This window comes from Bacillus sp. ISL-35, from assembly GCF_018613355.1.
Classification (GTDB): domain Bacteria; phylum Bacillota; class Bacilli; order Bacillales; family Cytobacillaceae; genus Mesobacillus.
This window is the reverse complement of record NZ_JAGGQK010000016.1, coordinates 36,501-56,230: the sequence shown is the minus strand read 5'-3', so window position 1 is coordinate 56,230 and position 19,730 is coordinate 36,501. Positions and strand designations below refer to the sequence as shown.

Sequence of the window (19,730 nt, the reverse complement as noted above, 5' to 3'; positions counted from 1 at the left end):
GATGGCTGTCAGGGCAAGCTAATCCAGAAAACAGAACGAAGGGATGGATTTCTATGTCAATGGAATGGTTTGACCGGGTAGTCGGTGAGCTGCAGGATCATCTTGAGTCGATTTGTGAAAAATATGACCAGGAAGGCCAGATGGCGGTTGAAAGAGGATCCAAGCATCCACGAATTCAGTTCTTTGTGGACTATGATGATGGTGAAAGAGATTATTTTTATATATTATACTTTGACCCGCATAATGAGGAATTTTATACAGAAACCTTCGACGAAGAGCTTGAGCAGCCAGCCAGAGTGATTCTTTCGGATATTGATGACATTGTTGATGCGGTCCATGAGGGCTTCCATGATTACATAAACGATGAAGAGGAAATTGAAGTTGTTTATGAAGCGGAGGATGATGACACCTTATACATGGACACTGACGAAGAAGACGATGATGATCTTTATATGACTGAAATCATCGATGATGACGACATCCTTGAAGAAATCGATGTTGAGTGGGAAACCCCTGAGGTCACCGCCTTTTATAAGGAAGATGACGTGGAAGTGACGTACCAATTCGGACTGGTCGAGGCAACTGGAGACGGTGTTCTTCGCCGGATCAACCGAATTTGGACCGAAGACGATGAAATGATTAAAGATGAAACCAACTTCATTTTTACCAAAGAAGAAGCACCAACGATCATCGCAATGATCGCGAGCCATTTGGATTCGATGACGGGTTACGAGGATTAATTGATGTAAGCGGAGGCAGAGAATGATGCCTCTGCTTTTTAATTAGGCTGGTTTTCGCATCAGTTATTTCTTTGCGAAATGATTTTGGACGTAAAAGATGAGCATTTCGAGTTCGCGACTTTCCTTTCGGTTAAAAAAAACAAGGATCGCCTCCCCCTACCTATGTTTCTTACACTATAAAATTTTTTATTGGCGATTTTCCATTTTTATTGGCGGTTTTCACGATTTTATTGGCGATAATCCCTTTTTATTGGCGATAATCTATTTTTATTGGCGAAAATCAGGATTTATTGGCGAACTGGAAATTCCGCGCGTTTTTTTCCAGTTAACGGCCTACCACTACCTATAAAAGGTTCATCTTTAACAGCGCAACGAATCAAAAAAAGACCCCCAACCAAATTGGTTGAGAGCCTTTGAAGCGCCAAAAATTAACGCTTTGAGAACTGAGGTGCACGACGAGCGCCTTTAAGACCGTATTTCTTACGTTCTTTCATACGAGCGTCACGAGTAAGAAGTCCTGCACGCTTAAGTGTTGGACGGAATTCTGGATCAGCTTGAAGCAATGCACGAGAGATACCGTGACGGATTGCGCCAGCCTGGCCAGTGTATCCACCGCCATTTACGTTAACGTGGATATCGTAGCTTCCTACAGTTTCAGTAGCAACAAGCGGCTGCTTAACTACTTCACGTAGTGCTGCGAATGGGATATAATCTTCAATTTCACGATCGTTGATTGTAATTTTTCCAGTGCCTGGTACTAAACGAACTCGCGCAACGGAGCTCTTACGACGACCGGTACCGATATATTGAACCTGTGCCAAGTTAATTACCTCCTTAATAATTATCCGCGAAGTTCGTAAACTTCAGGTTGTTGTGCTTGATGTGGATGCTCGTTACCAGCATATACATGAAGCTTTTTAAACATTTGGCGTCCAAGAGAGTTCTTTGGAAGCATGCCTTTGATTGCAAGTTCAAGCATCTTTTCAGCGTAGTTTGTACGCATTTCAAGAGCTGTTCTTTGCTTCAATCCACCTGGGTGCATTGTGTGGCGGTAGTAGATTTTGTCAGTCAATTTCTTGCCTGTAAGTTCGATCTTAGATGCGTTGATGATGATTACGTGATCACCAGTGTCAACATGTGGTGTGAAAGTTGGTTTATGTTTACCACGTAGAATAGCTGCTACTTCAGTAGAAAGGCGACCTAGAGTCTTGCCTGCAGCGTCAACTACGTACCATTTACGTTCGATATTGTTGGCATTTGCCATAAACGTTGTACGCATGAGTTTCCCTCCTAAATAGTCAAAAAAAAATCAAGTTCATTGTTGGTATATTTTCAAACACGATAAAGCTCTTCCGGGGCTGATCGTGGGTTTAAAATACATACATATGATATCTTAACCTGTGGTTGAGAGATTGTCAACACCAGGATTAGTTGTCATATCACTTTTTTGAAATTAATTTTCGAATTGGTGATCTTCTTCCCCATAAAAAACCTTCCATAGATACAGACCATGTCCAGGTGCGGTCTTCCCGGCCCGGGTACGGTCTTGTGCCTGAAGCAGCTGAAGCATGCTGTCGGCAGCTCTCCTGCCTGTTCCTACCTCCAGCAAGGTTCCGACAAGGATTCTTACCATATTGTACAGGAAGCCATTACCGACAAACCTGAATACCAGCAGACCGTTCTCTTCGAAAAAATCGATTTCCTGCAAGGTCCGCACACGGTCTTCCACTTCTGTTTTCGCCGAACAAAAACTAGTGAAATCATGTGTGCCAAGCAGCAGCCTGGCCGCTTCCTTCATAGCCTCCAAATCTTGTTCATACGGAAATTGATAGGCATAATTCCGCTGGAAGGGATCGCGATGCTTTGACGGCAGCAGAAAGTAGCGGTACTCCTTGCCAACCGCATCAAAGCGAGCATGAAAATCAGGCCTGGCCAATTCCACCGAATGGACGGCAATGTCGTCAGGCAGCAGGGAATTGAGCGCGATTTGCCATCTGGCAGGCTCAATTTCCAGCATCGTGTCAAAATGGATCACCTGGCCGCGTGCATGCACTCCTGCGTCTGTACGGCCTGATGCGCTGACCCTGATGCTTGTCCCCTTATTCAGCTTCTCCAGGGCCTTTTCAAGCTCACTCTGAACCGTCCTTTTGCCTGGCTGCACCTGGTAGCCGTAAAAACCGGTGCCATCGTATGAAATTATACATTTGATTCGCGGCATAATGATTACCCTCTTAAAACGAATAATAGAACCGTGACAGCTGCCAGGAAGAGAAGCATCGAGGTATCGACCATGCCCCATGTCAACTGGCGGTATTTGGTTCGTCCTTCGCCGCCCTTATAGCCTCTTGCCTCCATTGCGACAGCAAGCTCCTCGGCCCGCTTGAACGAGCTGATGAACAGCGGAATCAATAAAGGCACGATCGCCTTGATCCGCTCTTTGACAGGGCCGCTGTTATACTCTACTCCGCGTGCAGTCTGAGCCTTCATGATTTTATCGGTTTCCTGCATGAGTGTCGGAATGAATCTCAGCGAAATGGACATCATCAAAGCCAGCTCGTGAACAGGGAATTTGAGTTTTTTCAATGGATTCAGCAATGTCTCGAGTCCATCAGTAATCTCGATTGGCGTCGTCGTCAGGGTCAGAAGTGAAGTCATGAGAATAAGCAGCAGGAATCTGAGGGATATGAAAATCCCTTGCCTGAGGCCTTCCTCATGAATTTTCAGCCACCCAAGCTCGAAGACGATATCGCCTTCTTTGGTCATGAAGATATGGAGCAGGAATGTAAACAGCACGAGCAAAAACACTGGCTTTAGCCCGCCATACAGAAACCTTAACGGAATCCTCGACAATCCTACCATCAGGAATGTGTAGGCCGCCAGCACAGCATAGGTTGGCACATTGTTGGCTATAAATACAACGATGACAAACAGGAAGACCATGACCAGCTTGGAACGCGGGTCCATCCGGTGAAGGAGGGAATCTCCCGGCACGTAACGGCCAAAAATCATTTTCTCCATCATTTTTGACCGCCTCCTTTCACGAACCCTGCGACCATTTCCGCGAGCTCTTCTTCTGAAAGGCTGATCTTACTGAATTTCGTATCAAAGGCTTTTTCTATCTTCAACTGCAGGCCGACAACTTCCGGTACATCGAGCCCAAGCTCCAGCAAAGCGACTGGATCGGAAAAGATCTGATCGGGTGTTCCTTTTGTAAAAACCTTGCCCTGATGCATGACAACTATTTCATCCGCATACCTGGCAGCGTCCTCCATGCTATGGGTGACAAGAACGGTTGATAAATTCCTTTTTTTATGAAGAGTATAAAATAAATCCATAATTTCTTTCCGTCCGCGCGGGTCCAACCCTGCAGTCGGCTCGTCCAGCACGATGACTTCAGGCTCCATCGCCAGTACACCCGCGATGGCTACACGCCGCATCTGCCCTCCTGAAAGGTCAAATGGCGACTTTTCAAGGATGTCTTCAGGCAATCCTACCAACTTGAGCGCTGCGATGGCACGAGCCTTCGCGTCTCTTTCCGTAACACCGAAATTCATCGGGCCAAACATGATATCCTTTTCCACTGTCTCTTCGAATAACTGATGTTCCGGAAATTGAAAGACAATGCCTACCTTTTCGCGGACACCCTTCAGATTCTTCTCTTTCCGTCCTGCCTTGATCTCCCGGCTGCCAATCAAGACCGCGCCTTTTGTTGGTTTCAAGAGCGCATTCAAATGCTGGAGAACGGTAGACTTCCCTGAACCTGTATGGCCGATCACTGCAAGGTATGTTCCAGAAGGAATATCAATGGAAACATCGGAAATCGCAAGACGTTCGAACGGGGAATCAGCCTGGTAACGATATTCTATATTTTTGAGTGAGATGTCCATAATTCCGTCACCAGCTCTTCTTCTGTTAAATATGTTTTCGGAAGTCCTATTCCTTTTTGACGCATGATTTTGCTCATTTTTACCGGGAAAGGGATATCCAGACCCAGCTTGACAAGCTCCTCATCCATCTCGAAAATCTGTTCAGGAGTTCCTTCACGATAGAGCTCCCCTTTGTTCATGACGATGATCCTGTCTGCTTTGGCAGCCTCTTCAAGGTCATGTGTGATCGAAATGACCGTGATGTTTTCACGGTCTTTCAATTCACGTACGGTTTCGATTACTTCTGCACGTCCGCGTGGATCAAGCATTGATGTTGCCTCGTCCAAGATGATGATGGCCGGCTGCAAGGCAATCACACCCGCGATGGCGACACGCTGCTTCTGGCCGCCTGACAGATGGTGCGGCTCTTGATTCAGAAAGGTTCCCATTTTGACTTTATCAAGTGAAGTCTGCACACGCTCTACCATCGTCTCCCGTGGCACGCCGTGATTTTCCAGACCAAAAGCCACATCATCCCTTACCGTTGTTCCAACAAACTGGTTATCAGGATTTTGAAAGACCATTCCTACATTTTTTCTTACTTCCCACACTGTATCTTCAGACAGCACAGTTCCGCATACTGTGATCGTGCCTTCCTGCGGAAACTGAAGCCCGTTCAATAATTTTGCCAGCGTCGATTTGCCTGAACCATTATGACCGACAATTGCCAGCCATTCGCCTTCTAAAATATCAAAGCTGATATTTTTCAGTGCAGGCGTCTGCTGTCCTTCATAGCTAAAGGATACACCCTCTATGCTTACTAGTGGTTTGCTCATCTCCGCCCTCCTCTCAACTCTTCTTCACTGTCTCTTCTCTTTTTGATTTTCTATCATCCATCATTATACAAAAATCTCTGGATATAAAAAAAGCCTGCACCTCTCCCCGAGCGGAAGCGATCCGCGAATTGCAGGTCCTTAAAAGGACTGGGGAGAAGTGCATGAGCTAGACGAGACAGGCAGAACAGCTCCGGTACGTGATCGATTCATGATCAATCCGCTGCCGATCCAAAGTTCTTCAAGTTCCCTGGAATAACCGGCCGATGGGGCCAGTGAACTCTTCTTTCCCAGTGGCCTGCGCATCATAACGCTCGTTTTTGGCTTGTGCTGCTTTTTTTAAGTTTTCGCAAGGGTCTTGCCCTTATAGTAAAAAAAGGGGATGAAACAAGTTTGTATAAACTGTCCATCGCCCTTGTTTGAGTGTTTAATGGTATTAAACTAACTCGATAATTACCATTGGCGCACCGTCACCGCGGCGTGGTCCAAGTTTCATGATACGAGTGTATCCACCTTGACGCTCTGCGTAGCGTGGAGCGATGTCAGCGAATAGTTTTTGAACTGCATCCTGGTTTGTTTCAGCGTTTGCAACTTCGTGGCGAACCCAAGCAGATGCTTGACGGCGAGCGTGAAGGTCTCCGCGCTTTCCAAGAGTAATCATTTTCTCAACAACTGAACGAAGTTCTTTCGCACGTGTTTCAGTAGTTTCAATACGCTCATTGATAATCAAATCAGTTGTTAAGTCACGTAGCATTGCTTTACGCTGGGCACTTGTGCGTCCTAACTTTCTGTATCCCATGAGTGTTTCCCTCCTTTGTTGAAGTCGTAAGCCGGCAGTGATAGGACTGACAGCAAAATGCCTAGTTAATCAATAACTAGTCATCTTTGCGTAAGCCTAAGCCTAGCTCTTCTAGTTTTGCTTTCACTTCTTCTAGTGATTTTCTGCCAAGGTTACGCACTTTCATCATATCTTCCTCTGTCTTGTGAGCAAGCTCCTGGACAGTGTTGATACCAGCACGCTTTAAGCAGTTATATGAACGAACAGAAAGATCCAGTTCCTCAATCGTCATCTCAAGGACTTTTTCTTTTTGGTCTTCTTCTTTCTCTACCATGATCTCAGCATTTTGAGCTTCGTCAGTCAAACCGACAAAAATGTTCAAGTGCTCAGTCAGGATCTTTGAACCTAGTGCAATGGCTTCCTTAGGACCAGTGCTGCCATCTGTCCATACGTCAAATACCAGCTTGTCATAATTCGTCATTTGCCCTACGCGTGTATTTTCTACTTGATAAGATACTCGTGAAACCGGTGTGTAGATAGAGTCGATTGGAATGACACCGATCGGCTGGTCTTCACGCTTGTTCTGGTCAGCAGGATTGTATCCGCGTCCTCTTCTTGCATTCAGGCGCATACGCAATGAGCCCTTGCTTGATAGAGTTGCAATGTGAAGATCTGGATTCAGGACTTCAACATCACTGTCATGCGTGATGGATGCTGCAGTGACTGGACCCTCGCCCTGTACATCGATTTCAAGTGTCTTCTCTTCATCAGAGTAGATTTTCAACGCTAACTTCTTAACGTTTAGAATGATTGATGTTACATCTTCTACGACGCCTTCAATTGTTGAGAACTCATGAAGTACTCCATCGATTTGAATCGATGTGACAGCTGCACCTGGGAGTGAGGATAATAGGATACGACGTAAGGAGTTACCCAAAGTTGTACCATATCCACGCTCAAGCGGTTCTACGACAAACTTGCCGTACTTGGCATCATCGCTGATCTCAACCGTTTCGATTTTTGGTTTTTCTATTTCGATCATCAAATATACCCTCCTTCAAAACGTCGAAACCCCGGCAGGTTTTTTCCCTTACCGAAATTCCCCCATGTATACGTTCCCGTTTGTGCACAACAACTGGATTAATGATTTCTGTATACCTAGAAAATATTTGTATCATATCCCATTATAGACAGGAGTACAAATTCTATACAGAAAAATTAAACACGGCGACGTTTTGGCGGGCGGCAGCCGTTATGTGGAACTGGAGTTACATCTTTGATTGCTGTAACTTCAAGACCTGCTGCTTGAAGAGCACGGATAGCTGCTTCACGACCAGCACCTGGTCCTTTAACAGTAACCTCAAGAGTTTTCAGACCATGTTCCATAGAAGTCTTAGCTGCAGTTTCTGCTGCCATTTGTGCTGCGAATGGAGTGGATTTACGTGAACCCTTGAAACCAAGCGCACCTGCACTAGACCATGATAATGCGTTACCATGTACGTCTGTAATTGTTACGATAGTGTTGTTGAAAGTTGAACGAATATGCGCAACTCCACTTTCAATATTCTTTTTGACGCGGCGTTTGCGTGTATTAGTTTTACGAGCCATTTAAATGTTACCCTCCTTTACGGATTATTTTTTCTTGTTAGCTACAGTCTTACGAGGACCTTTACGAGTACGTGCGTTGTTCTTCGTGTTCTGTCCGCGAACAGGCAATCCACGACGATGACGCAAGCCACGGTATGAACCGATCTCCATTAGACGCTTGATGTTTAGTGAAACTTCACGGCGAAGGTCACCTTCAACCTTTAACTTGTCGATGATATCACGGATTTTGTTAAGTTCTTCTTCAGTAAGATCGCGAACGCGAGTGTCTTCAGAAACACCAGCCTCAGCAAGAACTTTTTCAGCAGTTGATCTGCCGATTCCGAAAATATATGTTAAAGCAATAACTACACGCTTTTCACGTGGAATATCTACACCAGCAATACGTGCCATCTAGATGCGCACCTCCTTTAATATTAACCTTGTTTTTGTTTATGTTTAGGGTTTTCACAGATCACCATTACTTTGCCTTTTCTGCGGATAACTTTGCACTTTTCACAGATTGGCTTAACAGATGGTCTCACTTTCATTACTCTAACCTCCTTGATAGTACGGAGTCACGGTTTATTTAAAGCGGTAAGTAATTCTTCCGCGAGTCAAATCATATGGAGAAAGCTCAACTGTTACTTTATCTCCAGGCAGGATCCGAATGAAGTGCATTCTGATTTTGCCGGAAACATGAGCCAACACTGTATGACCATTCTCTAATTCTACCTTAAACATTGCATTAGGCAAAGTTTCTATTACTGTGCCTTCAATTTCAATTACATCATCTTTCGCCATAAACTGGTCTCCCTTCTTTATTCAAATTCGTATTAAATCATAGCCCGCTAACGCGGAATGGAACTTTCTATTTGTGATACGGCATGCAATCGAGAATATTGATGAAAAATATTCAACCTTATGATTATAACATAAAGCTGGCTTCCCGTCCGCATAGAAAAATCATTTTTGCCTATTTAAAGACTAAAAAACAGAATCAGACGGCTGAACACCGGATCAGGCTTTTGTTAAAACCTCAAAACCTGTTTCAGTGATCGCGATCGTATGCTCAAAATGGGCACACATTTTACCGTCAACCGTTACAACAGTCCAATTATCGGCTAACGTATTCACATAGCGGCTTCCAGCATTCACCATCGGTTCTATGCATAGAACCATTCCAGGCTTCAGCCTAGGTCCTCTGTTAGGAGGGCCGTAATGAGGAATTTGCGGGTCTTCATGCAATTCTTGCCCAATTCCATGGCCAACATACTCACGAACAATAGAAAAGCCTTCTGATTCCACATACGTTTGAATTGCATGGGAGATGTTCGAAAGACGTTCCCCTGGCTTAGCTTCCTTCAGGCCTTTGAACAATGACTCTTCCGTCACGTCCAAAAGACGCTGGGCTTCCTCATCAACCTTTCCAACCGGGTAAGTCCAGGCGGAGTCCCCGTGGTATCCGTTGTACTTTGCACCGATATCGATGCTGATGATGTCGCCTTCTTTAAGAACCCGATCTCCAGGTATCCCGTGAACTAGTTCTTCATTAACGGATGCACAGATGCTGCCGCGAAAACCATTATAACCTTTAAAAGAAGGAGTTGCACCTTGTTTGCGGATAAAATCCTCAGCGATGGCATCCAGCTCTTTGGTTGTAATGCCGGGAGCAACATGTTTCTTTAACTCCTGGTGTGTCAGCGCTACAATGCGACCTGCTTCCCGCATAATTTCTATTTCACGAGGGGTTTTGCATATGATCATTAATTTAAGCCCCCAAGCAATTCCTCGATATCAGCAAAAACGACATCAATGTCCTGCTGACCGTTGATATTGCGTAAGTAACCTTTATCTTCATAGAAGTTCAACAGAGGCTTTGTTTGCTGGATGTTAACGTCCAGACGGTTTTGAACTGTTTCTGCATTGTCATCAGCGCGCTGGTAAAGCTCGCCTCCACAACGGTCACAAACGCCTTCCTTTGCAGGAGGGTTGAACACAAGGTGGTATGTCGCTCCACAGTTTTTACAAATCCTGCGTCCTGTCAAACGCTCCATTAGGATACTCTGATCCACATCAATGTTGATGACATAATCAATTTTTTTGCCAAGATCAGCAAGCATGCTGTCCAGAGCTTCAGCCTGTGCAACTGTGCGCGGGAATCCATCAAGAAGGAATCCATTTTCACAGTCTTCTTTGCTTAAGCGTTCACGGACAATCCCGATCGTTACTTCATCAGGTACAAGCTCTCCCTTGTCCATAAATGATTTTGCCTGTAATCCAAGTTCCGTTCCTTCTTTGATAGCTGCACGGAACATATCTCCAGTTGAGATATGAGGGATGTTGTATTTACCAACAATTTTATCGGCTTGCGTGCCCTTACCGGCACCCGGAAGCCCCATCAGAACCAAATTCACAAGTTTTCCCCCCTCAGTCTCTATTAAAGATTCAAGGGACACAAGTCCCCTAAATCTTATTTTATAAAGCCTTTATAATGGCGTTTTACAAGCTGAGCTTCAAGCTGCTTCATCGTTTCAAGCGCAACGCCGACAACGATCAGCAAGCTAGTTCCGCCAATCTGTACCGATTGAGGCAGACCAGCGAATTTAATGAAAAACACTGGCAGCACAGAGATTACTGAAAGGAATATCGCACCAACCAAAGTCAGGCGGTAAAGGACCCTTGTCAAGTATTCCTGTGTATTTTTTCCCGGGCGTATGCCAGGAACATATCCGCCCTGCTTCTTCAGGTTCTCGGCGACTTGTTCAGGATTGACCTGGATGAACGCATAGAAATACGTGAACGCGACGATTAATGCCACATAGACAATCATGCCGATCGGCTGTGTGTAATCGAACGTCTTCTGAATCCAGAGTGTCACATCATTCGTGCCGAAGAACTGAGCGATTGTCGGAGGTGTAACGATAAACGAAATCGCGAAGATAACCGGGATGACACCAGCTGCGTTCACTTTCAAAGGAAGGTGAGTGTTCTGGCCGCCAACCGCGTTGTTTCCTACGCTCATGCGTTTAGCGTACTGAATCGGTATTTTACGTGTTGCCTGCTGGATGAAAATAACACCCACAATGATTGCGATAACAGCAATCAGAATCAACAATACAGTCACAATGCGCAAGAACAGAGCGTCACCTGCATCAGAGAACTGCTGTGCATAAATCTGATTGACCATTGTCGGAATTCCGGCAACGATACCTGCAAAGATAATGATTGAAATACCGTTTCCTACGCCTTTTGCTGTGATCTGCTCACCAAGCCACATTAAGAATGCAGTTCCAGCAGTCAAGACCGTCGCAATCAGCAAGTAAGAAGCGATATTGGCATTCTGGATCAATAATCCTCCTGCCATATTGTTAAAGCCATAAGACATACCGAATGCCTGGATAAAACCAAGAACGATCGTGAAATAGCGGGTAAACTGAGCTAATTTACGGCGTCCGACTTCTCCTTGTTTGGACCATTCAGTAAACTTTGGCACAACATCCATCTGCAAAAGCTGGATGATGATTGAAGCAGTGATGTACGGCATGATTCCCATCGCGAAGATAGAGAAGTTCTGCAGTGCACCGCCGCCAAAAGTATTCAGCACACCGAAGACACTCATGTCATCCTGTGCTTTCAAAATATCTGCATTTACGTTCGGTACAGGAATAAATGTACCGAGACGAAATACAATCAACATTAAAAGGGTGAAGAGAATTTTATTTCTAATTTCACCCACGCGCATAAAATTGGAGATTGTCTGGAACATTAAATCACCTCAGTTTGACCGCCGGCAGCTTTAATCGCTTCCTCGGCTGCAGAGGAGAACTTATGAGCTTTAACAGTCAATTTCTTCTCAAGGCTTCCCTTAGCAAGGATCTTAACACCTGCTAGTTCTTTCCTGACAAGACCTGTTTCGATTAGAAGTTCTGGAGTTACTTCTGTTCCATCTTCGAATACGTTCAGGCTATCAAGGTTAACGACTGCGTATTCTTTGCGGTTGATGTTCGTGAAACCGCGTTTAGGCAAGCGTCGGAATAAAGGAGTTTGACCACCTTCAAAACCAGGGCGTACACCGCCGCCAGAACGAGCGTTTTGACCTTTATGACCTTTACCAGCAGTTTTACCTTGACCAGAACCGATACCACGTCCAAGACGTTTGCGTTCTTTACGGGAACCTTCTGCAGGCTTTAATTCATGAAGTTTCATGTTGGCACCTCCTTATTTTAAAAAGGTTAAATTATTTTTCAGTTACTGTAACCAGGTGAGAAACTTTGTTGATCATGCCGCGGATTGCTGCATTATCTTGTTGCTCAACTGTTTGGTTCATTTTACGTAAGCCAAGAGCCTTAACTGTTTCGCGCTGATCTTGCGGACGACCGATCAGGCTGCGAGTGAGGGTAATTTCTAATTTGTTAGCCATTTGATTTCCCTCCTTATCCTAACAGTTCTTCCACAGATTTACCGCGAAGTTTTGCTACGTCTTCTGCACGCTTAAGTTGAGAAAGACCTTCAAGAGTTGCACGAACCATGTTGATTGGAGTGTTAGTTCCAAGTGACTTAGACAGGATGTCAGCAACACCTGCTAATTCTAGTACCGCACGAACTGGTCCGCCAGCGATAACTCCTGTACCTTCAGAAGCAGGCTTCAGAAGGATTTCACCAGCACCAAAGTGTCCGATAACCTGGTGTGGAATTGTAGTACCAACCATAGGTACTTGGATTAGGTTCTTCTTCGCATCTTCGATAGCTTTGCGAATCGCTTCAGGTACTTCTTGTGCTTTACCAGTACCCATGCCGACATTACCGTTTTTATCTCCAACTACTACTAGAGCAGAAAAACGGAAACGGCGTCCACCTTTAACAACTTTAGCAACACGGTTAATCGTAACTACGCGTTCTTCAAGTTCAAGTTTGTTTGGATCAATACGACGCATCTTTGTATGTCCCTCCTTTTTCTATTAAAATTCTAAGCCGTTTTCGCGGGCAGCATCAGCAAGTGCCTGGATGCGGCCATGATATAGGTATCCGCCACGGTCAAATACTACTGACTTATAACCTTTTTCCACAGCACGCTTAGCGATCAATTCACCGATTTGCTTTGCTGCTTCCAGGTTATTGCCTTCAACATTCACTTCTTTATCTAAAGTAGAAGCACTCGCTAGAGTTACTCCCTTTACATCGTCGATTAGTTGAGCATAAATGTGCTTGTTAGAACGGAACACATTTAGACGAGGACGAGCTTCAGTTCCGCTAAGTTTCGCACGGACACGACCGTGTCTTTTACGGCGAGTAGCGTTTTTATCAGCCTTCGTAATCATTTACGTCACTCCTTTCGTTAACCTATGCGGCATTACTTACCTGTTTTACCTTCTTTGCGGCGTACATATTCGCCTTCATAACGAATACCTTTGCCTTTGTAAGGCTCTGGTGGACGTACGTCACGGATGTTAGCAGCCAATGCGCCAACACGCTCTTTATCAGTACCTTTAATAACGATCTTCGTATTAGAAGGAACTTCGACTTCAAGGCCTTTTTCTGCCTCGATTTCTACCGGATGAGAGTATCCTACGTTAAGTACAAGCTTGTTACCTTGCTTAGAAGCACGGTAACCGACACCTACTAGCTCAAGACCTCTTTCGAATCCTTTAGATACACCCTCAACCATGTTAGCAAGAACCGCACGAGTCGTTCCGTGCAATGCACGATGTTCTTTGTTATCAGTTGGGCGAGAAATGTTGATTACGTTCTCTTCGATCTTGATTTCGATGTCAGAGTGAAAAGTACGAGACAATTCACCTTTTGGTCCTTTTACTGTTACGTGATTGTTATCAAGAGTAACAGTAACACCAGCTGGAATTTCAATTGGTTTTTTACCTACGCGTGACATTTGTTGCACCTCCATTCATTCAGAAAAATCTTTTACCAAACGTATGCTAAAACTTCTCCGCCCACTTGCTTAGCGCGAGCTTCTTTGTCAGTTAAAACGCCGTTTGAAGTTGATACTAGTGCGATACCTAAACCGTTAAGTACCTTAGGTACTTCGTTTGATTTTGCATAAACGCGAAGTCCTGGCTTGCTGATTCTCTTAAGACCAGTGATAACACGCTCATTGTTTGCACCGTACTTCAAGAAGATACGGATGATACCTTGCTTATTGTCTTCGATATATTCAACGTCACGCACGAAACCTTCACGCTTAAGGATCTCAGCGATTTCTTTTTTCATGTTAGAAGCAGGTACTTCTAATTTTTCGTGACGAACCATATTCGCATTACGAATACGAGTTAGCAAATCTGCAATCGGATCTGTCATGACCATTTAATTTACCTCCTTCCAGAGCTTTCAGTTTTACCAGCTAGCTTTTTTCACACCAGGAATTTGTCCTTTGTATGCTAATTCACGGAAACAAATACGGCAAAGCTTAAATTTGCGGTATACAGAGTGCGGACGGCCGCAGCGCTCACAGCGAGTGTACTCTTGTACTTTGTATTTAGGCGTGCGTTTTTGTTTCGCAATCATTGATTTCTTAGCCACGTTTTCGCCTCCCTCTTATTAGAGATTACTTTTGAAATGGCATTCCGAATTGTGTTAATAGTTCACGAGCTTCTTCATCAGTGTTAGCAGTCGTTACAATAACAATGTCCATGCCACGTACTTTGTTTACTTTATCGTAATCAATTTCAGGGAAGATTAACTGTTCTTTAACACCAAGTGTGTAGTTACCGCGTCCGTCGAAAGACTTCTTAGAGATACCGCGGAAGTCACGTACACGTGGTAAAGATACTGAAATTAACTTGTCGATGAATTCGTACATGCGCTCACCGCGAAGAGTTACTTTCGCACCGATTGGCATACCTTCACGAAGGCGGAAGCCAGCGATTGATTTCTTAGCACGAGTCACAACTGGCTTTTGACCAGAGATCGTTGCCAATTCCTCAACTGCAACATCAAGAGCTTTAGCGTTGGCAACAGCGTCACCTACACCCATGTTGATTACGATCTTTTCAAGTTTAGGAACTTCCATGATTGACTTATAGTTAAACTTGCTCATAAGAGCAGGAGTAATTTCATTGTTGAACTTTTCTTTTAGGCGGTTCATCGATTGTACCTCCCTTCTTCAATAGACTATTTATCTAGAACTTCACCGGATTTTTTAGCAACGCGTACCTTCTTGCCGTTCTCGACAGTGTAACCAACTCGGGTTGGCTTGCCGGATTTCGGATCTACAGGCATTACGTTTGATACATGGATAGGTGCTTCCTGGTTCAAGATTCCACCTTGTGGATTTACTTGAGAAGGCTTAGCGTGTTTTTTCACGATGTTGATTCCTTCTACAAGAACACGGCTTTGCTTTGGATAAGCTTCAAGGATGATCCCTGTTTTGCCTTTGTCCTTACCAGAGATGACCATTACTTTGTCACCTTTTTTTACATGCATCTGTGTGCACCTCCTTAAAGGCATTTGAAATAGATTATAGTACTTCTGGAGCTAATGAAACGATCTTCATGAAGTTGTTGTCACGAAGCTCACGTGCAACTGGTCCGAAGATACGAGTACCACGAGGACTCTTATCGTCACGGATGATTACACAAGCATTCTCGTCAAACTTAATGTAAGTACCGTCAGTACGGCGCATACCAGTTTTTGTACGAACGATAACTGCTCTGACAACGTCACCTTTTTTAACAACGCCACCTGGTGTTGCCTGTTTCACTGTACAAACGATAACGTCTCCGATATTAGCAGTCTTACGGCCAGAACCGCCAAGAACCTTAATAGTAAGAACCTCACGTGCACCTGAATTATCAGCAACTTTTAAACGTGTTTCCTGTTGGATCATGCGAGTAACCTCCCTTCGGAATAAACCTTAATCCGAACAATTAGATAATAACAGCTTTTTCCACCACTTCTACAAGGCGGAAACGTTTTGTGGCAGATAGCGGACGAGTTTCCATGATACGAACTACATCGCCGATCTTTGCCTCATTTTGCTCATCATGAGCCTTGAACTTCTTAGAGTATTTTACACGCTTGCCGTATAAAGGATGCTTTTTGTAAGTCTCAACAAGAACAGTAACAGTTTTGTCCATCTTGTCAGATACTACGCGTCCAGTATAAACTTTGCGTTGGTTGCGTTCACTCATTGTGAGAACCTCCTCTCAATTATCTGTTAACGCCGATTTCTCTTTCACGAATTACAGTTTTCATGCGAGCAATCGCTTTGCGTACTTCACGAATGCGAGCTGTGTTTTCAAGTTGTCCAGTCGCTAATTGAAAGCGCAGGTTGAATAGCTCTTCTTTTAAAGATTTAACTTTTTGTTCAATTTCAGCAGTGGTAAGGTCACGAATTTCATTAGCTTTCATTAGATTCACCACCAATTTCTTCTCGTTTAACAAACTTGCACTTTACAGGAAGCTTGTGTGCTGCAAGGCGTAATGCTTCACGAGCGATCTCTTCAGAAACGCCAGCTACTTCGAACATTACTTTGCCTGGTTTAACAACTGCTACCCAACCTTCAGGAGCACCTTTACCAGAACCCATTCGGACTTCTAGAGGCTTTGCAGTATATGGCTTGTGAGGGAAAATCTTGATCCAGACTTTACCGCCACGTTTCATGTAACGAGTCATTGCAATACGGGCAGATTCGATTTGGCGGTTCGTGATCCAAGAAGCTTCAAGAGCTTGCAAACCGAATTCACCGAAATTTACTTCAGTACCGCCTTTAGCTTGACCGCGCATCTTGCCACGGTGTTGACGGCGATATTTAACGCGTTTTGGCAATAACATATTATTTGCCTCCTTCCTCAGTTTTCTTCTTCGTAGGAAGGACCTCTCCACGATAAATCCATACTTTAACGCCTAGCTTACCGTAAGTTGTATCTGCTTCAGCAGTAGCATAATCGATATCGGCACGAAGAGTATGAAGTGGAACTGTTCCTTCGCTGTAATGTTCTGAACGAGCGATGTCTGCACCGCCTAGACGGCCGGATACCATTGTCTTGATACCTTTAGCGCCAGCACGCATTGCACGTTGGATAACTTGCTTCTGTGCGCGGCGGAAAGATACACGGTTCTCCAATTGGCGTGCGATGTTTTCAGCAACCAATTTCGCATCGATATCAGCTTTTTTGATTTCAAGAATGTTTATATGAACACGTTTGCCTGTTAGTTCGTTTAGCGCTTTACGAAGTGCTTCAACTTCTGTACCACCCTTACCGATAACCATTCCTGGCTTCGCAGTGTGGACAGTTACATTCAAGCGGTTTGCAGCACGCTCGATTTCTACTTTAGAAAGAGAAGCATCGCGTAAACGCTTAGTGATGTACTCACGAACCTTAAGGTCTTCGTGTAAAAGATCAGCGTAGTCTTTGCCTGCGTACCATTTTGATTCCCAATCACGGATGATTCCGACACGCAAACCGACTGGATTTACTTTTTGACCCACTGATTATCCCTCCTTCTTTTCTGATAAAACGATTGTAATGTGGCTAGTACGTTTGTTAATTGCACTTGCACGGCCCATAGCACGTGGACGGAAACGTTTCAACGTTGGTCCTTCGTTAGCGTAAGCTTCGGATACGACAAGGTTATTAACATCCATCTCATAGTTGTGCTCTGCGTTTGCTAATGCAGATTTCAACACTTTTTCTACGATTGGAGAAGCTGCCTTTGGGGTAAGGTTTAAGATAGCAACTGCTTCACCAACTTGCTTTCCTCGAATTAAATCTAGAACTAAGCGAGCTTTACGAGGAGCAATACGAACTGTTCTTGCAACAGCTTTAGCTTGCATTTGGATGCCCTCCTCTCATTAACGTCTTGTTTTCTTATCGTCATTACCATGTCCTTTGTAAGTACGAGTTGGAGCGAATTCTCCAAGCTTGTGGCCTACCATGTCTTCAGTGACATAAACAGGTACATGTTTGCGACCATCGTAGACAGCAATCGTGTGTCCGATGAATTGTGGGAAGATCGTAGAACGGCGAGACCAAGTTTTAACAACTTTCTTGCCTTCAGTTTCATTTAACTTTTCGATCTTTGTGATTAAGTGCTCATCAACAAAAGGTCCTTTTTTTAAGCTGCGACCCATGATTGAACCTCCCTTCGTGATTGCCCTACGGTTCCCGCGAACCGTAGCTCAATCCCGTTATTTTTTACGACGACGTACAATAAACTTGTCGGATTTGTTCTTCTTCTTACGAGTCTTGTATCCAAGAGTCGGCTTGCCCCATGGTGACATTGGTGATTTACGTCCGATTGGTGAACGTCCTTCACCACCACCGTGTGGGTGATCGTTAGGGTTCATTACAGATCCACGAACTGTTGGGCGCTTGCCTAACCAGCGTGAACGACCTGCTTTACCGATGTTGATCAATTCGTGTTGTTCGTTACCAACTTGACCAACAGTTGCACGGCACTCAGAAAGGATCATACGTACTTCGCCAGAGTTCAAACGAACTAATACATATTTGCCTTCTTTACCAAGAACCTGTGCTGAAGTTCCTGCAGAACGAACCAATTGTCCGCCTTTGCCAGGCTTCAATTCGATGTTGTGTACTACAGTACCAACTGGGATGTTTGTTAGTGGAAGAGAGTTACCTACTTTAATGTCAGCTGTTGGGCCAGACATAACTTCCATACCTACTTCTAGGTTTTTAGGAGCTAGGATATATCTCTTTTCACCATCTACATAATTAATTAACGCAATGTTTGCTGAACGGTTTGGATCATACTCAATTGTGGCAACGCGTCCTGGAATGCCATCTTTTGTACGTTTGAAATCAATGATTCTGTACTGACGCTTATGGCCGCCACCTTGATGACGAACAGTTAACTTACCCTGGTTGTTACGACCGCCTTTTCTGTGCAACGGAGCAAGCAAGGATTTTTCCGGCTTGTCAGTTGTAATCTCAGCAAAATCAGATGCTGTCATATTACGACGACCGTTGGAGGTAGGTTTGTACTTTTTAATCGCCATTTCGTTTCCCTCCTCTTCTTATTGGATTATTATACTTCGAAGAATTCGATTTCTTTGCTGTCTTGAGTAAGCTTTACGATAGCTTTACGACGCTTATTAGTGTAACCGCCGAATTTGCCCATACGCTTGAACTTACCTTTGTAGTTCATGATGTTAACTTTTTCAACTTTTACGCCGAAAATAGTTTGAATAGCATCTTTAACTTGAGTTTTGTTCGCTCTTGTATCGACTTCGAAAGTGTATTTCTTCTCAGCCATTAGATCTGAAGAACGTTCTGTAATAACGGGGCGCTTAATGATATCACGTGCATCCATTATGCAAGCACCTCCTCTACTTTTTCAACAGCTGCTTTTGTCATGATCAGCTTATCATGATTTAAAACATCTAGTACGTTGATTCCATCAGCAGTAACAACAGTTACTCCAGGAATGTTACGTGCAGATAGTGCGACGTTTTCTTCAAGACCTGCTGTTACGATCAATGCTTTCGTGTTAACTGAAAGACCAGTTAGTACACTCTTGAATTCCTTTGTCTTTGGAGCTTCGAAAGCTAGGCTCTCAAGAACAAGGATGTTCTCAGCTTGCACTTTTGATGATAAAGCAGATTTGATTGCCAAACGACGAACTTTCTTAGGCAATTTATAGCTGTAGCTGCGTGGAACTGGTCCGAAAACAGTACCGCCGCCGCGCCATTGTGGAGAACGGATAGATCCTTGACGCGCACGTCCAGTTCCTTTTTGTTTCCACGGCTTACGTCCACCGCCCGCTACTTCAGAACGAATTTTAGTTTTGTGAGTACCTTGACGTAATGAAGCTCTTTGCATTACAACTGCTTCGAACATTACGTGGTTGTTAGGCTCAATACCAAATACTGAATCGTTAAGTTCGATTTCTCCAACTTGTGAACCAGCTTGGTTGAATAATGCTACTTTAGGCATTCTTGTTTCCTCC

General features: G+C 44.3%; 35 protein-coding genes. 1 reads left to right on the top strand and 34 read right to left on the bottom strand.

Going from position 1 to position 19,730, the window contains the following annotated elements; translation table 11 throughout:
* The first annotated feature begins 53 nt into the window (after nucleotides 1-53).
* On the top strand, nucleotides 54-740 hold the full coding sequence (locus tag J7E38_RS19500; RefSeq protein ID WP_214710284.1) for a hypothetical protein: 687 nt from the start codon (nucleotides 54-56) through the stop codon (nucleotides 738-740).
* Between the two features lie 428 nt (nucleotides 741-1,168).
* Here the strand turns inward: J7E38_RS19500 and rpsI are convergent, their stop codons facing one another.
* The 34 genes from rpsI to rplD form a co-directional block, all read right to left on the bottom strand.
* Nucleotides 1,169-1,561 (bottom strand): 30S ribosomal protein S9, encoded by a 393-nt coding sequence (rpsI, locus tag J7E38_RS19495; RefSeq protein ID WP_167834112.1) that lies wholly within the window; start codon nucleotides 1,559-1,561, stop codon nucleotides 1,169-1,171.
* A gap of 20 nt (nucleotides 1,562-1,581) precedes the next feature.
* Nucleotides 1,582-2,019, bottom strand: coding sequence for a 50S ribosomal protein L13 (rplM, locus tag J7E38_RS19490; protein ID WP_079504238.1), 438 nt, complete (start codon nucleotides 2,017-2,019; stop codon nucleotides 1,582-1,584).
* A gap of 174 nt (nucleotides 2,020-2,193) precedes the next feature.
* Nucleotides 2,194-2,958: a tRNA pseudouridine(38-40) synthase TruA gene (truA, locus tag J7E38_RS19485; RefSeq protein ID WP_214710286.1), complete on the bottom strand. Its 765-nt coding sequence runs from the start codon at nucleotides 2,956-2,958 to the stop codon at nucleotides 2,194-2,196.
* 5 nt (nucleotides 2,959-2,963) lie between these two features.
* A complete protein-coding gene (locus J7E38_RS19480) occupies nucleotides 2,964-3,761 on the bottom strand; it encodes an energy-coupling factor transporter transmembrane component T family protein (RefSeq protein WP_214710287.1) in 798 nt (265 codons plus the stop codon).
* Complete coding sequence (locus J7E38_RS19475) at nucleotides 3,758-4,627, bottom strand: energy-coupling factor ABC transporter ATP-binding protein (protein ID WP_214710288.1); 870 nt, start codon at nucleotides 4,625-4,627, stop codon at nucleotides 3,758-3,760. Before J7E38_RS19475 ends, J7E38_RS19480 begins: the two co-directional genes overlap by 4 nt.
* Nucleotides 4,603-5,442, bottom strand: a complete 840-nt coding sequence (locus tag J7E38_RS19470; RefSeq protein ID WP_214710289.1) for an energy-coupling factor ABC transporter ATP-binding protein — start codon at nucleotides 5,440-5,442, stop codon at nucleotides 4,603-4,605. The genes J7E38_RS19475 and J7E38_RS19470 overlap by 25 nt, the downstream gene beginning before the upstream one ends.
* A gap of 433 nt (nucleotides 5,443-5,875) precedes the next feature.
* Nucleotides 5,876-6,238: a 50S ribosomal protein L17 gene (rplQ, locus tag J7E38_RS19465; protein ID WP_144481247.1), complete on the bottom strand. Its 363-nt coding sequence runs from the start codon at nucleotides 6,236-6,238 to the stop codon at nucleotides 5,876-5,878.
* A 76-nt stretch (nucleotides 6,239-6,314) separates the two neighbouring features.
* Nucleotides 6,315-7,259: a DNA-directed RNA polymerase subunit alpha gene (locus tag J7E38_RS19460; RefSeq protein ID WP_144481248.1), complete on the bottom strand. Its 945-nt coding sequence runs from the start codon at nucleotides 7,257-7,259 to the stop codon at nucleotides 6,315-6,317.
* Between the two features lie 176 nt (nucleotides 7,260-7,435).
* A complete protein-coding gene (gene rpsK, locus J7E38_RS19455) occupies nucleotides 7,436-7,825 on the bottom strand; it encodes a 30S ribosomal protein S11 (RefSeq protein ID WP_023626407.1) in 390 nt (129 codons plus the stop codon).
* A 24-nt stretch (nucleotides 7,826-7,849) separates the two neighbouring features.
* Nucleotides 7,850-8,215, bottom strand: a complete 366-nt coding sequence (rpsM, locus tag J7E38_RS19450; protein ID WP_214710290.1) for a 30S ribosomal protein S13 — start codon at nucleotides 8,213-8,215, stop codon at nucleotides 7,850-7,852.
* 23 nt (nucleotides 8,216-8,238) lie between these two features.
* Nucleotides 8,239-8,352, bottom strand: a complete 114-nt coding sequence (gene rpmJ / locus J7E38_RS19445; protein ID WP_003156543.1) for a 50S ribosomal protein L36 — start codon at nucleotides 8,350-8,352, stop codon at nucleotides 8,239-8,241.
* A 34-nt stretch (nucleotides 8,353-8,386) separates the two neighbouring features.
* Nucleotides 8,387-8,605, bottom strand: coding sequence for a translation initiation factor IF-1 (infA, locus tag J7E38_RS19440; protein WP_009791305.1), 219 nt, complete (start codon nucleotides 8,603-8,605; stop codon nucleotides 8,387-8,389).
* A gap of 216 nt (nucleotides 8,606-8,821) precedes the next feature.
* Nucleotides 8,822-9,568, bottom strand: coding sequence for a type I methionyl aminopeptidase (gene map, locus J7E38_RS19435; RefSeq protein ID WP_214710291.1), 747 nt, complete (start codon nucleotides 9,566-9,568; stop codon nucleotides 8,822-8,824).
* On the bottom strand, nucleotides 9,568-10,218 hold the full coding sequence (locus J7E38_RS19430) for an adenylate kinase (RefSeq protein WP_144481251.1): 651 nt from the start codon (nucleotides 10,216-10,218) through the stop codon (nucleotides 9,568-9,570). The genes map and J7E38_RS19430 overlap by 1 nt, the downstream gene beginning before the upstream one ends.
* A 56-nt stretch (nucleotides 10,219-10,274) precedes the next feature.
* Nucleotides 10,275-11,570 (bottom strand): preprotein translocase subunit SecY, encoded by a 1,296-nt coding sequence (secY, locus tag J7E38_RS19425; RefSeq protein WP_214710293.1) that lies wholly within the window; start codon nucleotides 11,568-11,570, stop codon nucleotides 10,275-10,277.
* On the bottom strand, nucleotides 11,570-12,010 hold the full coding sequence (gene rplO, locus J7E38_RS19420) for a 50S ribosomal protein L15 (protein WP_214710295.1): 441 nt from the start codon (nucleotides 12,008-12,010) through the stop codon (nucleotides 11,570-11,572). The genes secY and rplO overlap by 1 nt, the downstream gene beginning before the upstream one ends.
* Before the next feature lie 31 nt (nucleotides 12,011-12,041).
* Complete coding sequence (rpmD, locus tag J7E38_RS19415) at nucleotides 12,042-12,224, bottom strand: 50S ribosomal protein L30 (RefSeq protein WP_079504252.1); 183 nt, start codon at nucleotides 12,222-12,224, stop codon at nucleotides 12,042-12,044.
* Between the two features lie 13 nt (nucleotides 12,225-12,237).
* The gene (rpsE, locus tag J7E38_RS19410; protein ID WP_041966517.1) at nucleotides 12,238-12,738 is read right to left on the bottom strand and encodes a 30S ribosomal protein S5; all 501 of its coding nucleotides are present in this window, start codon (nucleotides 12,736-12,738) and stop codon (nucleotides 12,238-12,240) included.
* Between the two features lie 24 nt (nucleotides 12,739-12,762).
* Complete coding sequence (gene rplR, locus J7E38_RS19405) at nucleotides 12,763-13,122, bottom strand: 50S ribosomal protein L18 (RefSeq protein WP_023626415.1); 360 nt, start codon at nucleotides 13,120-13,122, stop codon at nucleotides 12,763-12,765.
* Nucleotides 13,123-13,154: 32 nt separating this feature from the next.
* The gene (gene rplF / locus J7E38_RS19400; RefSeq protein WP_214710296.1) at nucleotides 13,155-13,691 is read right to left on the bottom strand and encodes a 50S ribosomal protein L6; all 537 of its coding nucleotides are present in this window, start codon (nucleotides 13,689-13,691) and stop codon (nucleotides 13,155-13,157) included.
* 32 nt (nucleotides 13,692-13,723) lie between these two features.
* On the bottom strand, nucleotides 13,724-14,122 hold the full coding sequence (gene rpsH, locus J7E38_RS19395; RefSeq protein WP_079504257.1) for a 30S ribosomal protein S8: 399 nt from the start codon (nucleotides 14,120-14,122) through the stop codon (nucleotides 13,724-13,726).
* 30 nt (nucleotides 14,123-14,152) lie between these two features.
* Nucleotides 14,153-14,338, bottom strand: coding sequence for a 30S ribosomal protein S14 (gene rpsN / locus J7E38_RS19390; RefSeq protein WP_009499044.1), 186 nt, complete (start codon nucleotides 14,336-14,338; stop codon nucleotides 14,153-14,155).
* A gap of 25 nt (nucleotides 14,339-14,363) precedes the next feature.
* Nucleotides 14,364-14,903 carry a 50S ribosomal protein L5 gene (gene rplE, locus J7E38_RS19385; RefSeq protein ID WP_214710297.1) on the bottom strand — a complete coding sequence of 180 codons (540 nt, stop codon included), beginning with the start codon at nucleotides 14,901-14,903 and terminating at the stop codon, nucleotides 14,364-14,366.
* Between the two features lie 26 nt (nucleotides 14,904-14,929).
* The gene (gene rplX, locus J7E38_RS19380) at nucleotides 14,930-15,241 is read right to left on the bottom strand and encodes a 50S ribosomal protein L24 (RefSeq protein ID WP_192472777.1); all 312 of its coding nucleotides are present in this window, start codon (nucleotides 15,239-15,241) and stop codon (nucleotides 14,930-14,932) included.
* 34 nt (nucleotides 15,242-15,275) lie between these two features.
* The gene (gene rplN / locus J7E38_RS19375; protein ID WP_044393899.1) at nucleotides 15,276-15,644 is read right to left on the bottom strand and encodes a 50S ribosomal protein L14; all 369 of its coding nucleotides are present in this window, start codon (nucleotides 15,642-15,644) and stop codon (nucleotides 15,276-15,278) included.
* A 40-nt stretch (nucleotides 15,645-15,684) separates the two neighbouring features.
* Nucleotides 15,685-15,948: a 30S ribosomal protein S17 gene (rpsQ, locus tag J7E38_RS19370; protein WP_023626421.1), complete on the bottom strand. Its 264-nt coding sequence runs from the start codon at nucleotides 15,946-15,948 to the stop codon at nucleotides 15,685-15,687.
* Between the two features lie 19 nt (nucleotides 15,949-15,967).
* Nucleotides 15,968-16,168, bottom strand: coding sequence for a 50S ribosomal protein L29 (rpmC, locus tag J7E38_RS19365; protein ID WP_079504261.1), 201 nt, complete (start codon nucleotides 16,166-16,168; stop codon nucleotides 15,968-15,970).
* Nucleotides 16,158-16,592, bottom strand: a complete 435-nt coding sequence (rplP, locus tag J7E38_RS19360) for a 50S ribosomal protein L16 (protein ID WP_023626423.1) — start codon at nucleotides 16,590-16,592, stop codon at nucleotides 16,158-16,160. The genes rpmC and rplP overlap by 11 nt, the downstream gene beginning before the upstream one ends.
* Before the next feature lies 1 nt (nucleotide 16,593).
* The gene (rpsC, locus tag J7E38_RS19355) at nucleotides 16,594-17,250 is read right to left on the bottom strand and encodes a 30S ribosomal protein S3 (protein WP_144481258.1); all 657 of its coding nucleotides are present in this window, start codon (nucleotides 17,248-17,250) and stop codon (nucleotides 16,594-16,596) included.
* A 3-nt stretch (nucleotides 17,251-17,253) separates the two neighbouring features.
* On the bottom strand, nucleotides 17,254-17,595 hold the full coding sequence (gene rplV / locus J7E38_RS19350) for a 50S ribosomal protein L22 (RefSeq protein WP_079504264.1): 342 nt from the start codon (nucleotides 17,593-17,595) through the stop codon (nucleotides 17,254-17,256).
* Between the two features lie 18 nt (nucleotides 17,596-17,613).
* Nucleotides 17,614-17,892 carry a 30S ribosomal protein S19 gene (gene rpsS / locus J7E38_RS19345; protein WP_044393904.1) on the bottom strand — a complete coding sequence of 93 codons (279 nt, stop codon included), beginning with the start codon at nucleotides 17,890-17,892 and terminating at the stop codon, nucleotides 17,614-17,616.
* A gap of 57 nt (nucleotides 17,893-17,949) precedes the next feature.
* A complete protein-coding gene (gene rplB, locus J7E38_RS19340) occupies nucleotides 17,950-18,780 on the bottom strand; it encodes a 50S ribosomal protein L2 (RefSeq protein WP_214710298.1) in 831 nt (276 codons plus the stop codon).
* Nucleotides 18,781-18,809: 29 nt separating this feature from the next.
* Nucleotides 18,810-19,097, bottom strand: coding sequence for a 50S ribosomal protein L23 (rplW, locus tag J7E38_RS19335; RefSeq protein ID WP_214710302.1), 288 nt, complete (start codon nucleotides 19,095-19,097; stop codon nucleotides 18,810-18,812).
* Complete coding sequence (gene rplD / locus J7E38_RS19330; RefSeq protein WP_214710299.1) at nucleotides 19,094-19,717, bottom strand: 50S ribosomal protein L4; 624 nt, start codon at nucleotides 19,715-19,717, stop codon at nucleotides 19,094-19,096. The genes rplW and rplD overlap by 4 nt, the downstream gene beginning before the upstream one ends.
* Nucleotides 19,718-19,730 lie beyond the last annotated feature (13 nt).

Excerpts from the sequence above, each read along its gene's own strand:
- rplP (WP_023626423.1), bottom strand. The coding sequence starts at position 16,592 with ATGTTATTGCCAAAACGCGTTAAATATCGCCGTCAACACCGTGGCAAG.
- rplO (WP_214710295.1), bottom strand. The coding sequence starts at position 12,010 with ATGAAACTTCATGAATTAAAGCCTGCAGAAGGTTCCCGTAAAGAACGC.
- rpsQ (WP_023626421.1), bottom strand. The coding sequence starts at position 15,948 with ATGAGTGAACGCAACCAACGCAAAGTTTATACTGGACGCGTAGTATCT.
- rplV (WP_079504264.1), bottom strand. The coding sequence starts at position 17,595 with ATGCAAGCTAAAGCTGTTGCAAGAACAGTTCGTATTGCTCCTCGTAAA.
- rplN (WP_044393899.1), bottom strand. The coding sequence starts at position 15,644 with ATGATCCAACAGGAAACACGTTTAAAAGTTGCTGATAATTCAGGTGCA.
- J7E38_RS19475 (WP_214710288.1), bottom strand. The coding sequence starts at position 4,627 with ATGGACATCTCACTCAAAAATATAGAATATCGTTACCAGGCTGATTCC.
- map (WP_214710291.1), bottom strand. The coding sequence starts at position 9,568 with ATGATCATATGCAAAACCCCTCGTGAAATAGAAATTATGCGGGAAGCA.
- secY (WP_214710293.1), bottom strand. The coding sequence starts at position 11,570 with ATGTTCCAGACAATCTCCAATTTTATGCGCGTGGGTGAAATTAGAAAT.
- rplE (WP_214710297.1), bottom strand. The coding sequence starts at position 14,903 with ATGAACCGCCTAAAAGAAAAGTTCAACAATGAAATTACTCCTGCTCTT.
- rplF (WP_214710296.1), bottom strand. The coding sequence starts at position 13,691 with ATGTCACGCGTAGGTAAAAAACCAATTGAAATTCCAGCTGGTGTTACT.
- rplR (WP_023626415.1), bottom strand. The coding sequence starts at position 13,122 with ATGATTACGAAGGCTGATAAAAACGCTACTCGCCGTAAAAGACACGGT.
- rplM (WP_079504238.1), bottom strand. The coding sequence starts at position 2,019 with ATGCGTACAACGTTTATGGCAAATGCCAACAATATCGAACGTAAATGG.
- J7E38_RS19460 (WP_144481248.1), bottom strand. The coding sequence starts at position 7,259 with ATGATCGAAATAGAAAAACCAAAAATCGAAACGGTTGAGATCAGCGAT.
- rpmD (WP_079504252.1), bottom strand. The coding sequence starts at position 12,224 with ATGGCTAACAAATTAGAAATTACCCTCACTCGCAGCCTGATCGGTCGT.
- rplD (WP_214710299.1), bottom strand. The coding sequence starts at position 19,717 with ATGCCTAAAGTAGCATTATTCAACCAAGCTGGTTCACAAGTTGGAGAA.
- rplQ (WP_144481247.1), bottom strand. The coding sequence starts at position 6,238 with ATGGGATACAGAAAGTTAGGACGCACAAGTGCCCAGCGTAAAGCAATG.
- rpsM (WP_214710290.1), bottom strand. The coding sequence starts at position 8,215 with ATGGCACGTATTGCTGGTGTAGATATTCCACGTGAAAAGCGTGTAGTT.
- J7E38_RS19500 (WP_214710284.1), top strand. The coding sequence starts at position 54 with ATGTCAATGGAATGGTTTGACCGGGTAGTCGGTGAGCTGCAGGATCAT.
- rpsH (WP_079504257.1), bottom strand. The coding sequence starts at position 14,122 with ATGGTCATGACAGATCCGATTGCAGATTTGCTAACTCGTATTCGTAAT.
- J7E38_RS19480 (WP_214710287.1), bottom strand. The coding sequence starts at position 3,761 with ATGATGGAGAAAATGATTTTTGGCCGTTACGTGCCGGGAGATTCCCTC.
- truA (WP_214710286.1), bottom strand. The coding sequence starts at position 2,958 with ATGCCGCGAATCAAATGTATAATTTCATACGATGGCACCGGTTTTTAC.
- rpsE (WP_041966517.1), bottom strand. The coding sequence starts at position 12,738 with ATGCGTCGTATTGATCCAAACAAACTTGAACTTGAAGAACGCGTAGTT.
- rplX (WP_192472777.1), bottom strand. The coding sequence starts at position 15,241 with ATGCATGTAAAAAAAGGTGACAAAGTAATGGTCATCTCTGGTAAGGAC.
- rpsK (WP_023626407.1), bottom strand. The coding sequence starts at position 7,825 with ATGGCTCGTAAAACTAATACACGCAAACGCCGCGTCAAAAAGAATATT.
- rplB (WP_214710298.1), bottom strand. The coding sequence starts at position 18,780 with ATGGCGATTAAAAAGTACAAACCTACCTCCAACGGTCGTCGTAATATG.
- rpmC (WP_079504261.1), bottom strand. The coding sequence starts at position 16,168 with ATGAAAGCTAATGAAATTCGTGACCTTACCACTGCTGAAATTGAACAA.
- rpsS (WP_044393904.1), bottom strand. The coding sequence starts at position 17,892 with ATGGGTCGCAGCTTAAAAAAAGGACCTTTTGTTGATGAGCACTTAATC.
- infA (WP_009791305.1), bottom strand. The coding sequence starts at position 8,605 with ATGGCGAAAGATGATGTAATTGAAATTGAAGGCACAGTAATAGAAACT.
- rpmJ (WP_003156543.1), bottom strand. The coding sequence starts at position 8,352 with ATGAAAGTGAGACCATCTGTTAAGCCAATCTGTGAAAAGTGCAAAGTT.
- J7E38_RS19470 (WP_214710289.1), bottom strand. The coding sequence starts at position 5,442 with ATGAGCAAACCACTAGTAAGCATAGAGGGTGTATCCTTTAGCTATGAA.